The 13,169-nt window shown below is 44.3% G+C and carries 12 protein-coding genes and 1 riboswitch; of the genes, 1 reads left to right on the forward strand and 11 read right to left on the reverse strand.

What is annotated here, in order from left to right; genetic code table 11:
• Nucleotides 1-33: 33 nt before the first annotated feature.
• The 8 genes from AB6E52_RS09300 to AB6E52_RS09335 all read right to left on the reverse strand — a co-directional run bounded on the left by AB6E52_RS09300 (nucleotide 34) and on the right by AB6E52_RS09335 (nucleotide 7,629).
• The gene (locus AB6E52_RS09300) at nucleotides 34-849 is read right to left on the reverse strand and encodes an ABC transporter permease (RefSeq protein WP_102320340.1); all 816 of its coding nucleotides are present in this window, start codon (nucleotides 847-849) and stop codon (nucleotides 34-36) included.
• On the reverse strand, nucleotides 842-1,600 hold the full coding sequence (locus AB6E52_RS09305) for an ABC transporter ATP-binding protein (protein ID WP_102320341.1): 759 nt from the start codon (nucleotides 1,598-1,600) through the stop codon (nucleotides 842-844). Before AB6E52_RS09305 ends, AB6E52_RS09300 begins: the two co-directional genes overlap by 8 nt.
• The gene (gene thiD / locus AB6E52_RS09310) at nucleotides 1,590-2,483 is read right to left on the reverse strand and encodes a bifunctional hydroxymethylpyrimidine kinase/phosphomethylpyrimidine kinase (RefSeq protein ID WP_198594312.1); all 894 of its coding nucleotides are present in this window, start codon (nucleotides 2,481-2,483) and stop codon (nucleotides 1,590-1,592) included. Before thiD ends, AB6E52_RS09305 begins: the two co-directional genes overlap by 11 nt.
• A gap of 96 nt (nucleotides 2,484-2,579) precedes the next feature.
• Nucleotides 2,580-2,691: riboswitch (TPP riboswitch) on the reverse strand.
• 98 nt (nucleotides 2,692-2,789) lie between these two features.
• A complete protein-coding gene (locus tag AB6E52_RS09315) occupies nucleotides 2,790-3,707 on the reverse strand; it encodes a DMT family transporter (protein WP_102320342.1) in 918 nt (305 codons plus the stop codon).
• Nucleotides 3,708-3,792: 85 nt separating this feature from the next.
• On the reverse strand, nucleotides 3,793-4,521 hold the full coding sequence (locus AB6E52_RS09320; protein WP_004731644.1) for an AraC family transcriptional regulator: 729 nt from the start codon (nucleotides 4,519-4,521) through the stop codon (nucleotides 3,793-3,795).
• Between the two features lie 177 nt (nucleotides 4,522-4,698).
• Complete coding sequence (locus AB6E52_RS09325) at nucleotides 4,699-5,727, reverse strand: DUF4382 domain-containing protein (protein WP_102320343.1); 1,029 nt, start codon at nucleotides 5,725-5,727, stop codon at nucleotides 4,699-4,701.
• 422 nt (nucleotides 5,728-6,149) lie between these two features.
• Nucleotides 6,150-6,401: a DUF2999 family protein gene (locus tag AB6E52_RS09330; protein WP_102320344.1), complete on the reverse strand. Its 252-nt coding sequence runs from the start codon at nucleotides 6,399-6,401 to the stop codon at nucleotides 6,150-6,152.
• A 130-nt stretch (nucleotides 6,402-6,531) separates the two neighbouring features.
• The gene (locus AB6E52_RS09335; protein ID WP_102320345.1) at nucleotides 6,532-7,629 is read right to left on the reverse strand and encodes a YdcF family protein; all 1,098 of its coding nucleotides are present in this window, start codon (nucleotides 7,627-7,629) and stop codon (nucleotides 6,532-6,534) included.
• 483 nt (nucleotides 7,630-8,112) lie between these two features.
• On the opposite strand from AB6E52_RS09335, the gene AB6E52_RS09340 reads away from it, so the two are divergent.
• The gene (locus AB6E52_RS09340) at nucleotides 8,113-8,793 is read left to right on the forward strand and encodes a glutathione S-transferase family protein (RefSeq protein WP_102320346.1); all 681 of its coding nucleotides are present in this window, start codon (nucleotides 8,113-8,115) and stop codon (nucleotides 8,791-8,793) included.
• Nucleotides 8,794-9,645: 852 nt separating this feature from the next.
• On the opposite strand, the gene AB6E52_RS09345 is transcribed toward AB6E52_RS09340, so the two are convergent.
• The 3 genes from AB6E52_RS09345 to AB6E52_RS09355 all read right to left on the reverse strand — a co-directional run bounded on the left by AB6E52_RS09345 (nucleotide 9,646) and on the right by AB6E52_RS09355 (nucleotide 13,011).
• A complete protein-coding gene (locus tag AB6E52_RS09345) occupies nucleotides 9,646-10,689 on the reverse strand; it encodes a GMP reductase (RefSeq protein WP_048659894.1) in 1,044 nt (347 codons plus the stop codon).
• 878 nt (nucleotides 10,690-11,567) lie between these two features.
• The gene (locus AB6E52_RS09350; RefSeq protein ID WP_017058076.1) at nucleotides 11,568-12,005 is read right to left on the reverse strand and encodes a PAS domain-containing protein; all 438 of its coding nucleotides are present in this window, start codon (nucleotides 12,003-12,005) and stop codon (nucleotides 11,568-11,570) included.
• Nucleotide 12,006: 1 nt separating this feature from the next.
• Complete coding sequence (locus AB6E52_RS09355) at nucleotides 12,007-13,011, reverse strand: response regulator (protein ID WP_102320349.1); 1,005 nt, start codon at nucleotides 13,009-13,011, stop codon at nucleotides 12,007-12,009.
• Between the last annotated feature and the right edge of the window lie 158 nt (nucleotides 13,012-13,169).

Consider the following 13,169-nt stretch of genomic DNA (forward strand, 5'->3'; position numbering starts at 1 on the left):
GCGAAGCTTTATTAAACAAGTGTTATCGAACCATCACTGGTTCTCCCAAGGGATAGCTTTTTTGAGTAACTTGTCTGTGATGAAGTAGAGCGAGATAGACAGCACCGCCAAGATGAATAAGGCAGCAAACATCTCATCAATGATCATGCGTGCGTTGGCTTGCAGCATTAGGTAACCCAGCCCTTCACTCGAACCAACCCACTCCCCGACGACTGCGCCAATTGGAGCAATCACCACAGCGACACGAATGCCAGACGCCAAAGTTGGCAGCGCAGCAGGCAGTTGGATATAACGCAACAATTGCCATTTCGATGCACCCATGGTCTTAGCAAGATCAAGATAGCCCGTCGGAGTATTTCGCAGGCCGTCGTAGCAACAGGTAGTTACAGGGAAGAAGATAATGATCGCCGCCATCACCACTTTTGAGGCGATGCCATAGCCAAGCCACAACATCAATACTGGAGCAATCGCAAACACAGGAATCGCTTGGCTAGCGATTAAGATAGGTAACAGCCAGCGTTTTAGTGGTTCAAACATCAACATCTGTAGGGCGAAAAATAGCCCCATCGACAAACCGAGTAGCAAGCCAAGTAAGATCTCTTGCGCAGTCACCCAAGTGTGTTTGAGCAATACATCGTAGCGTTCGAATAGTTTAATAAAGACTTCTGCAGGCGCTGGCAGAATGAAGCCTGGCATCTCGAAGATAACCACCACCAGTTGCCATAAACCGAGAATCACGGCGCTGCTGATAAGCAAACGCATAACGGGATTCATCTGACGAGGACGTGTAGTGGTAGTCTGTACGTTAGCTGAACGAGCCACAGCTTCGCTTCGCGTTAGATCATTCATAATCTCGCTCCAACTGATCTAAGATCGCTTGTTGCAACTCAGCACATTCACCGTCTAACACTCGTGGTGTTGATGTGAGAGGCACAGACAGTGACTGTGCATTCGCAGGTGTGCCTTGCAACACATACAAGTTATCCGCCAAACGCACCGCTTCTTGTGGATCATGAGTAATCAACACAACGGTTTTATCTCTTAACAATTCACACGCTAAACTTTGCAGCTTGTGTCTCGTTACCGCATCCAGCGCAGAGAACGGCTCATCCATCAACACGACTGGCTTGTCTTGCATTAAGGTGCGAGCCAAAGCAACACGTTGACGCATGCCTCCAGACAATTGATCCGGCATCGCATTCGCATAATCAGCCAAACCAACCGCAGCTAACAACTCTAGTGCTTGATTGGTTTGCAGTGCTTTATCAGAAACTGGATTTTGAAAACGATGACTCAGGCAAACATTGTCGATGACCGATAGCCATGGCAGTAACAAGTCTTGCTGCGCCATGTAAGCGATGCGGTCCGTTAAAGGCAATTCATCGGACGTTGCCAATGTGCCCTGCCACTCCACCTTGTCGTCCAGCAAGCCTGCCAGATAACGCAATACCGTGGTTTTTCCGCAACCACTTCGACCCAGCAATACCGTCCACTTACCTGCGTTTAAGCTAAGCGACAACCCAGACAAGGTCGCGTACTCGCTGTCTCGGTAACGTAACGTCGCGTTGCTGAGTTGAACGCCAACCGTATTAACGGACATTACCGTGTCCAGCGAAGAAGTGATTTACCGGGCCATGACCTTGACCAACTTGCAACTCATCAGCATGAGCAATCGCGCGAGAAATGTATTGTTTGCCTAGGTCAACAGCTTCTGCCAGCGTGTTGCCCTGAGCCAAGAAAGAAGCAATGGCAGATGAAAGCGTACAGCCAGTGCCGTGGGTGTTTTTAGTCGGGAAACGCTTCGCGCTAATCAAAGCTGACGAGGTTGGCAGAATCAGAAGATCGTTACTGTTTTCGTCCTTCTCCAAGTGGCCACCTTTCAAGAGAACAGCTTTAGCACCTAGTGCGCGTAAATCTTCAATCATGCCCTGCATTTCGGCTTCGCTTTCAGGGACAGCTTTGCCTGTAAGTGCAGCGCCTTCTGGCAAGTTAGGAGTAATGATGTCTGCCAGCGGAATCAGCTCTTGTTTTAGCGTCGTAATTGCCGAGTTTTCTAACAGCAGATCACCACTTGTCGCGACCATCACAGGGTCAATCACTAAGTGTTTAGGTTGGTATTGTTTGATTTTGTCCGCGACGACTTTGATGATTTGCGAATCGGCCAACATACCGACTTTCACAGCCACGATATTCAGATCAGTAAAAACCGCATCTAACTGACTGGCAACATGGTCGAGTGGGATAGGAAAAATGGCGGAAACGCCTTGCGTGTTCTGGGAAGTGATAGCGGTAATTACCGAACAAGCGAAACTACCTGTAGCAGACATAGCTTTAATATCAGCTTGGATACCTGCACCACCGCCACTGTCAGAACCCGCGATAGTTAAAACAATCGGAGTATTCGTGCGAATCGTGTCTTCTGCAGAGTGCTGTGAAACTGAGGCTTTTGGCGTTAAATCTTTTGAAATAGAACTGTGTGTCATTGTCGCTCCTACTATCTTACAAGACGTAGGAGAACGAACACCGATCGAAGGAGAAGTCGCATTAGGCTCATGAAAGTTTTCATGGGTGCAGACGTAGATCGAGTGCTTATAGTTCCCTACGCCAGTGTTAACTGAATCAGGTTCAACGGGTCTCGACTAACGATCTCAGCAAACACCAAATAAGGTATATGCCCCCCGACTATTGATAGCGATAGTAACAGCACTCTCACAACTGAGATACTGATTTTATTCAATTATAAGAATTACGCATGAATAAATCTCAATTAGGCGTGACAAAACAAATACTTATAACGTTCCTTTAGATGGCTTCGACTGTATCAACAAGCACAGCACAATCAGAAACATACCTAGCCAACCTATAAAAGGAATCAGCTCACCGACAACGCAGACGGCAAGCACCGCTGCAACTACTGGTTCAAACAGAGTCAGCAGATTGGCGCTACTCGCGGTAACATGGCGTAAACCAAAACTGAAGGCGATATAGCCCAAGCATTGTGGGATTAACGTCAGATAACTGATGACTAATACGTTAATCTGCGAGGAAAACAGGTTCTCCCCCGTAAACCAGAGTGTTGGCAGCAACAGCATCGCGCCGAGGCCAAAAATACTGCCCATCGCCGCTTGAGACTCAATGTCCTTGTCTATCAGTGCTTTTGTCGCCCAAGAATAAATGGCGTAACACAACCCAGCGAGCAAACCTAAAGCAATACCCAACAGCTTGAGATCATCACCTGACTCATTCGTAGATGAAGATTCTGAAAACACCAACAACCCAATACCCACCACACCAATCGCAAAGCTAGTGAGCCAACGTTTGTTGATATTATTCTTTTTGCTAATCAGACACTCTAACAATGCCGAAAAGAAAGGCGCGGTTGCAATCGAAACCACGGTACCAATCGCCACGCCTGATAATTTCATTGAAGAATAGAAAGCTAAAGGATAGACCGCCAAAGCCAAAGCGCTCACTGCCAACAGCCTCTTGTTCTGCAAAAGTTTGTCGAAAGCGAATAGGATTTTTCGATACGCCAAGCCCGCTTGCATTAGGCCACCGACGCCCATAGAAAAAGCACCAATTGCTAATGGGCTTAGGTCAGGCGCAAAACTTGCGGCGGTGCCTGTCGTGCCCCATAAAATAGAAGCAAACAAGATGGCTAAAGTGCCCGTTTGGAATTCGTTAACGCGATTGATGGCAAGATTCATTTCTATTACCCAATTTTCAGTTCTGAAATAGATAATAGTGAAGATTGATAAAAGTTAGTTTGCCGAAAGGACGCTATTGTTGTTTCTAAAGACTGTCTTTCATTGAGCCTAGAAACGCCCTTGGAGACATGCCAAAGTGCTGAGAGAAGCGACGACTGAAAGCAGAAACATCACTATACCCCACATTTTCAGCAATCAACTGAACCGGTAAATCGGTGTGGGTTAACAAGGCTTGGGCTTTCTCCATGCGATATCGAGTAATGTATTTAAGCGCACTGATACCCAGACATTCTTTGAAGCATTTTTTGAATTGAGTGGGGCTCAAACAGGCCGTTTCTGCAAGTTGTGAAATGGATAACGGCTGGGTGTAGTTATCCGCGATCAGCCTTTGTACCGCGCGGATTCGAGGGTCGATGCTCTTACTCACTTGTTGTTGTTCTAACAGCAGTGAAAACACATCCAAGATTGATGACTCAATACCACTATCGACCTGATATTCCAGCTGCTTCTCAACAAACAGCAAGAAGCTCATCAAAGGTGGCGTTATCGTGAAAACCGAGAGCTCATGTTCTAACAAGTGCTGCGGTAACTCTGCCATATCCGCGACAATAAACCGCGCGGCTTCATCCGCCTTAAACGCATGCGCTGTGGTTACTGGAATCACCACACATTCGCCCACGGCCACTTTGCCGACATACCCCACCATCTCGATATTGATACTGCCTTGGATCGGCAATACCAGTTGATGATGATCATCATGAGCATGGGTATTAAATTGCTTGGTGTAAGATCGAATGCTTAAGCTAGATTTCATGAGCAACACCGGAGTACATTTCGCTAGGTTCAAGTAAGAGATACAAAGTTACATTATCACTTCCCTAGAGTCACACTCAATGCACATCAAATTCATGCTTAACTAGGTGACATGATCAAAAACGGCCTCTATAAATGAGAGGCCGTATTTATTAGAGTGGTAAATCACGTTAAAGATTTAAAACGATACTTGGTTATCCTGACCAACCACTACCTGAACACTATTTTGAACATCATAGATTTCAAAACCATCAGCAACCGGATCAGCATTGTCTTCATCACTGTCATGCTGTGCAGTACAGGTATAACCTAATGAATAAGTACCTGGATCAATAAAGCCCAGTGAGAATTCAAAATTAGTTTGGTCTTCACCAAGCACAACCGAAGCTGAAGTGACGGGTTTTACTTCCTCACTACCACCAATCGGTGTCATGTCATCTTTGTCGACGTTTCCTTCATACAAATAAACCGATTGAACGAAGGTATTATCATTTGTAGGGTTACAAGCTCCAAAAGTTGTTGTCGCTACAGTGCCTTCAATGTTTCCTGTCTCAACCGTATTGATAAGGCTTACAGACGTTCTTTGAATGGTGTAATCAGGGAAAGTCGAAGTGTTCTTTAGACCACGTCGAAGATCGAACTCGACAACAAAATCGTTACTTTGTTGGTTCACATTAAATGAATCATTAAAGTAAAGCACGCCAGCGTTATCTTCTTTACCTACACCTTGCGGACACGCACCTTCACCTTTCACCGTTAACTCATGGGTCGTATCATCGTTTTCTATCACGTAAGATGGATCTGTTGGATGATCGCCATCATTCGCAAACACACACAACTTATAGCTGCCTACCGGAATGACCTCATTTTCAATCAAAGGAAGCGCATCACTGCCTTGGTAATCCAGCAAATTCACACTTAATGGAATCGGATCCTCACCATCTGGCAATGGATCGCCATTTTCATCAACGTAGTCGCCGTTTTCGTCCGTTTTATACACATCATATATCAGTGGCGAACCTCCCCCTTGAGGAAGTAAAGCGACCTTACTGAATGTCACGGTGACGTCTTTAACATCATCAATGGGCGCATCACTCACACTCAAGGTAATGGGTGTCGTGCTGCTTGATGAACCTGAATCACCGCCACAACCAACAAGCCCAGCCAGCACAAGGCTCGCTAAAGCGGTTTCCTTTAAATACTTCATAACTCATGTCCTATAAATCACTGCTTAATAGAGGGCTTAGTTTGTTGCCCTCTTATTCTTTTCCTTAATGTGACACATAGATAAACCGCGCTTATGGCCCAAATCGGCTAGCCCTATTATTTAGGGCTGTCTTCATCCAAAAACTCTGTTCATCAAGGTGCACATATCAGGTCGCACATAGGTTAATTAAGTCTAGTAAGTAAATTGTCAGTAGTCGCGCATATTTGGCAAGGTTGCTGTCAATTGTGTTGGAATGGTCGGTATGTATAGGGTCGGAGAGGATGATTGAAAGCACTCAAATCAAAATAAAAAATCGCCACCAAGATCAAAAAAGGCCGTTAAGACAGCCTGTTGCTGAACTTAAACGACCTTTTTATTGAATGTGGATTAAGCTAATTCGATATTAGCTCATTCAAATTCACTTATTTTTGAAGTTGCTCTTTAGCCGCTTCAACCTTAGAAAAATCTAGGCCAAGCTCTTCAACTGCTTCTTTGACTAGCGCAGGGTTTTGCATTACCTGACCCATCAGCATTTGAAGCTTATCTTGTGGTAAACCAAGTTGGCTGATTGTCGCCATTGCTGCAAGAGGGTTCTCTGTCAGCGTTTTGAATAGCTCACTGATCTGCTCGTCGCTAATATTGTTCTCTTTCAACATCGCTAAAATCGGGTTCATTTTTTTGCCTTTGAAACACTAAATTAAATAGGAGCACAGCATATCATCTAGCTGTGCTCGATTGTACTAACAAGTGAAGCTTTGGTTTAACACGAACTGTGCTTTTCCCAAACGCAAATAATGTTTGGGCTTAACGAGATTCCAATGGGTAAGAGCGGTAGCTCCACATACCATACGTTCTCAGTGCGTCACGGTAGATGCCTAGAAGCTCACCACTGCTCGCTTTCTTAAGATCTTCTAGCGGCTTGTCTGGGTAAGAAACCGTATCGAAGGTAATGCCCTGAGGGCCCGTTTGCCAGCTAGCGATTTCAAACAGAGTTTGACCACGACGAACGTGGCTCGCCGAACTAATAATGGTCGCGTGCTTAATATCATGACGAGCAAGCGCGTAGCTACTGAATAAGGCATTTCCTACCGTGCTGGTCGCGTAGTTCTCTTCAATGATACGATCTTTGCTTACCCCTTTTGAGATAAGCCAATCCGCCATTAACTTGCTTTCAGTCTTATGGTTCTTCGGCACGCCGCCGGTTAACACGATCATCGCGTCTGGGTTCGCTTTCGACATTGCTAATGTGGTTTCAAGACGTTCAATCAAGATCTCATGCATAGAACCATCAGGGTTAAGCGCGTAACCCAAAGTGACGATGGCACCGTGCTCATCCAATAAACCTTTGTCTGCCGACTCTTTCAGTGGTGTTTCTAACACGCGGTCAACCGTAGCAAAAATACGTTTGATGTCTTCTGCTTTACCCTTGTTCAGGCTTTCCAGTTTCTCCATGTGCTTGTTGGATTCACTGTCATTGCCTTCGAATCTCTGCCAAACAGCAAGATACGCATGTAGGTCGACATCATCTGGCGCAACCGTCAATGCTTGCTCAAACAGCTCAATAGCGCGCTCTGCATTCTTGTTGTAGATCTGAGCGTTCGCTGCCGAGATCAACAAATCAGTACGGTAAGGTTCTAACTGGTAAGCTTCTAACAATCGGTTGGTCACAATTTCCATGTTGCTTGGCATTTTAGCCGTGAAGCCCGCGTGAGAAATTCTTGCCGGAGACTTAAATGCCTGCAACGCATCAAGAAGTAGTTGGTCGACAACTTGTCGCTTAGTCACCAACTGCGCGTAATCTGCAGAAGCCTGTACAGCGCCATCGTTAGCAGCAAAAGAGTAAGGTGTTGCGCCAAAAGCGAGCATGCCACCAAGAGCGAGGGCGATAATGTTCTTTTTCATGGAAAGATCCTGTGTCGTTAAGTGTTTCACATCAGATTTGCTCACCAATGTAAGCCGCCAAGATTAAAAAACCGTGAACCAAACCTTACTCTCCAAGGTTAATATTCATTTGTTGCATAAGGTGTGGCTGCAGATCACGATTTTATGCGCCAGAGTAAGCTCAAATATCCAGATAGCTTCGAGTTATGAGGAGCGCCCTTGATGACTTTGGAATATTTAACTTCGAATCCCACATCCCTATTCCATCTAAACCCGTAAGTTTCGAAGCTCTGTCTTATTTCTAAACGTGCGTTTATGTTCATTATTTCAGCAACTTAAAACGCGATTCCCCTACCAGTCGACGCTAATTCACGTTTACACAGCCAAGTTCAAAGGCACAGAGTGTGATATCAAATCAGTCAATTCACAGAAAATTCAAAAATCATTTATTGAACGATCGTTCAAGTGATGATTTAATGAATCACCAATACAAGGAGTTACCCCATGCTTAAGTTCTATTTTCACCAAACACCCAACCCAATGAAGATCGCTCTGTTTCTAGAAGAGACAGGCCTAGATTTTGAACTTGTTCCTGTCGATACCTTAAAAGGCGAGCAACACACACCGGAATATCGTTTGATCAATCCAAACGGCAAAACGCCCGCGATTGAAGATGATGGACAACGTGTATTCGACTCTAACGCTATCCTGCTCTACCTATCTGAGAAAACAGGCAAGCTAGCTGGTCAGCCAGAAGACAGAGCTGAACTATTATCTTGGATGATGTTTATCGCCAGCGGACTTGGTCCATACTCTGGCCAATCGGTACACTTCCGTCATGCTGCGCCAGCAGGCTTAGATTACGCGGTAAATCGTTATCTACGCGAAGCACAACGTCACTACGAAGTGTTAGAGAAACACATGGAGGGTCGTGAGTTTTTCGTCGGAAATGAGTACACCATCGTCGATGTCGCGGCATGGGGTTGGATTGACAAAGCACCTTTCGTGCTTGGTGAAGAAGGCCTAGAACCTTACCCGAACTTGAAGCGTTGGTTTAACGCAATCAACGCCCGCCCTGCCGCACTGCGCGCTCGCGAAATCGGCAAAGACGTTGAATTTAAAACCGAACGTGATGAAGAAGCGAAACGAGCACTGTTTCCTTCGAATTTCCCAATCAACGAATAATTCAGCATGAAGTAAACGATGTGGAGCGAAAGCTCATTACTGGGCGAGCTATCTAAAAATCAATAGTATTGTTTCTATTAACTGATACCACACTAGTTAAAATATCAATACTTTTGATATAGCTATTGTAAGAACCCTTACCGACATCCGATGGTGTCTCTGTCGGTCGTGCCGGGGAAAAGTCCTGAATCAGTTACTCTGGATCGCAGCGAATTTGTAAAGCATATGTTAGGCATGAATTAAACTTCGACTACAAAGCATAAACTTATTTTCAAGATACCAAATGAAAAAACAATCATGTGACAATCAACTAAAGAGACGATAAATGAGTTTTACAAAGACTAATAGCATTTGAAAGTAATATTAATTTTTGAATGCTAATTCAAATAATTAGGCGTTCTGATAGTTTTGCTTTTTTCGTTAATATTCTAGGCAACAAAATGAGATCAGGCTGCCTTAGTGCTTTACTTGTTACAATATCTGGTACGTGCTATCTGTCTAAAGGTTTTTCAGGACTTGAGAATCAGTTTGGTATGGTATGGGCAGGAGCTGCGTTAATCGTCTTAATCGTGTTTAATTTGACGCTGCCACTCTCTTTAGGCGCTTACTTTTATACTACAAGTATATTAGGTTGGCACTGGTTTGAGGCATCATTATTCACGTTAGTACTAATAACCATCATAGTTCCTGCGATCATTAAATCTGTTAGTCACATTCTAAATCCAGCGTCTTCTGAAAATTAGACAGATTATTAGCGCGCAGGTTTAATGACATTGATTTTATCAATTTCACGTAAAAAAAGAGCCGCTAAAAAGCGGCTCTTGATTTTCAAACTATTCGAATTCGTTCAGATTACTCTTTACCGAATACGTTGTTCTCTTGCTCTTGTACACGGATAAAAGTAGTACGCTTAGTTAGCTCTTTAAGCTTCGCTGCGCCTACGTATGTACAAGTTGAACGTACACCACCAAGGATGTCAGAAATTGTGTTGTGAACAGAGCCACGGAACGGAAGAAGTACAGTTTTACCTTCTGCAGCACGGTACTTAGCAACACCACCAGAGTGCTTGTCCATAGCCGACTGAGACGACATTCCATAGAACTTCATGTATTGCTTACCGTCTTGCTCTACTACTTCACCGCCAGACTCAGAGTGACCTGCTAGCATGCCGCCTAGCATTACGAAGTCAGCACCGCCGCCGAACGCTTTAGATACGTCACCCGCACATGAACAGCCACCGTCACCGATGATCATGCCGCCAAGGCCGTGTGCCGCGTCGCCACATTCGATGATTGCTGAAAGTTGAGGGTAACCTACACCTGTTTTAACACGAGTAGTACAAACCGAACCAGGGCCGATACCAACCTTAACGATGTCTGCGCCCGCTAGGATTAGCTCTTCAACCATGTCACCTGTTACAACGTTACCAGCAGAGATAACTTTGTTCGGGAATTCTGCACGTACTTTTTGTACGTACTCAACTAGGTGCTCTGAGTAGCCGTTAGCGATATCAATACAGATAAATACGAAGTCTTCGCTAAGTGCCATGATTTGCTTAGTCTTCTCAAACTCAGCTTCAGATGTACCTGTTGAAACAAATACGTTGTTTAGTGTTTTCTTGTCTGCTGTTTTAGCGAACTCAGCCCACTGCTCTACTGTGTAGTGCTTGTGTACTGCAGTCATAACACCGTGCTCTGCTAGAGCAGCTGCCATTTCAAAGCTTGCTACCGAATCCATGTTAGCTGCAATTACTGGAGTACCAGACCATTGACGACCGCTATGCTTGAATGTAAAATCGCGGGTTAATTCAACTTGAGAACGGCTTTTAAGGGTAGAACGCTTCGGACGGAAGAGTACATCTTTGAAACCTAACTTAAGTTCTTGTTCGATACGCATGGTGTTTTCCTTGATTCATAAAATTATGTGTCTCTCGCGAAATGCGTAGTAAAACCGTTGGCAGACGAGTTTACTTTTCTTCGGACACAAAAAAACCGGAGCGTTGGCAGACGCTCCGGTTTTCAGCATTATAGGTCGTGATTTAGTAACAGCAAGTCTGATATTTCATTTTTTTTTATGCTATCCTCTCGAAGATTCCATATCTGGTAAAACCTCCCAAGTAACACTTTCCTACTAAATTCTTACTAATTAATAACTTAGCGAACCAATCACGCAAACGCTGTCGGTTTATTGCGCAATCGTTTTCCTCTCTTTTTTACACAATATCGCCTTCATTAAGCAAATATGTGAAGAAAGTGCCTCGAGATCACATAAAAATCGCACTTTTCTCCAACAAAAAAATGCCTTTTTTCTTAAATAAATTCGATTTTTTTCCAAATTATTTCTGTTTTCGACCAAATTCGGCAAACTCATCGTGCTGTTGGTTAGCATCAAGTATGAAAAATACACCTCAATTCGCTCTATCTTGAAGGCAAGGTTCATTTGGTTTCGACAATCCAAAGTTCGACCTCTATTAAAAGCCACCTAAAACAACAAAATTTATAAACTACCAACAACCGAGAGCATGCTTCTTCATCACCTTATTGCTCTTCAATCTAGATTCAAGAGCAATAAGGTTCGAACAAAGAGAGTTCGCTAAGCTGACAAACAGAGTAAATGGTGGAGATTTGTAGTGAGCAGACGAAAAAGATCGAAGCCTTTAAGGTCAATTGAAGAATAAAAAGCAAAAAAATGGCTAAGGTGATTTACCTTAGCCATTTTTATTCGATGTTTGGATTGCTCTTTTAAAACTATTGAATCATTGCCTAGAAGGTATGTTAGCCCTTTTGAGACATCAGTGCTTCTGCCGTTGCATCCTGAATAGACAAGAACAATGAGGTGACTTGGCCTGTTGGCGAGCGCATTGGGTTAAGCGTGACGTTCTGATACATGAAATCGGCTTGTTGGGTTACAGGCCTAACGTTACGACACTTAAACAGATAAGGCCTTTGTTGCCATGTAATGAAGCTACGACAGCCTAGGTCATAAACGGGCTTGGTTTTGAGCCTAAACCACTCTTCAGGGATCTCAGGGAACAGTTCAAAGATAGACTTACCAATAGCATCATGCGATTGCTTACCGCTATGGTGCGTCATGAAGCCATTCCAAACTTGTACCTGAAAGTCACGGTTAATGACCACCAGCCCCATATCGACGTTTTGAACCATATCCACCATCCAGTGGAACTGTTCAAATTCAGCAGGAAGATTCAGCATATTAAAATTCCTCCATTAGGTAGGCCAATTTGTTGTCTAGAAGAGGCAGAGATTCGTCAACAAACATAAACAGAAGGTCACAACGGATGGAGGTGCCATCAATGTTATAGCTGACTTCGAAGGTCATGGTCTTCTTAAACGAGCCACTGGTATTCTCAATCACTGAATCAATCGAGATGTGTTGCCCAAGCAGAACAGGCGAACTCTGGAAGAAGCGAACTTCAGATTGCTCCCCTAACCCATTCAAGAATGAGCCAACAAGAATATTCGACACATCCATCAGCAGTTCTAGTTCTTCAAGCTGTTCGCTTTCGGTTGGCACCTTCATGAGCTTCTTAAGATCGCTCACGCTGGAGTCACTCAATAACACTAATGCTTCACCTGCGATGCCTTCTCCGCTGAAGCCTTGGCAAACACCCGATACTTGGTCGTTGTCTGCTAGGTCACGAAGTGCCATGTGCAATTCACTCACTTCGAAGATATTCACGTTCGGCAATGGTAAGTGCACAAATACATTAAAGTGGCGCGCCAATGCATCGGCTGCGCGGCCTATCGCAACGTTCGCGACTTCCATATAGATGTCACGTCGGCGAAGTATTGGGAGTTCTAAAGGTGAAGGCGTAATGAGCTGAGGCTGTTTTGGCGGATCAACATGCTCACGTAAAATCGCTTTTAACGCTTCTTTGTCAATCGGTTTTTGCAAAAACGCTTTGGCACCAAGGTCCATGACCTTCTGCTGCGCTTTTGGTTGGATATCACCAGAAACAACCACAACTGGTGTGGTGTCACCTAAACGTTGCATCTCTTCCAATGTGCCATAGCCATCTAATTCCGGCATGGTGAGGTCGAGGAACATCAGTTTGAACTGGTTTTGAGCTAACTCTTCAAGTGCATTAAGCCCATGAACAGCAAAAGTTATATCTGCATTTAGAGAACTAGGCAGTGATCGAGCCATCTGCTTCCTTGCTAACGCAGAATCATCACATATAAGAACTGGGAACGACATAAATGCACCACCGACAAATTAAAGCTAATTCGGACGAGTGTAACAGATCATTATGGTATCAGGTACGGGGTGAATGGATTTATGTGTAGATTATTAGTAAGAATGATGAAACAAGTAGGTAAGCTATTATCTCGCATTATTCTTTATGATAAACAATA

The organism is Vibrio sp. 10N.247.311.13 (genome assembly GCF_041467595.1).
GTDB lineage: Bacteria > Pseudomonadota > Gammaproteobacteria > Enterobacterales > Vibrionaceae > Vibrio > Vibrio crassostreae_C.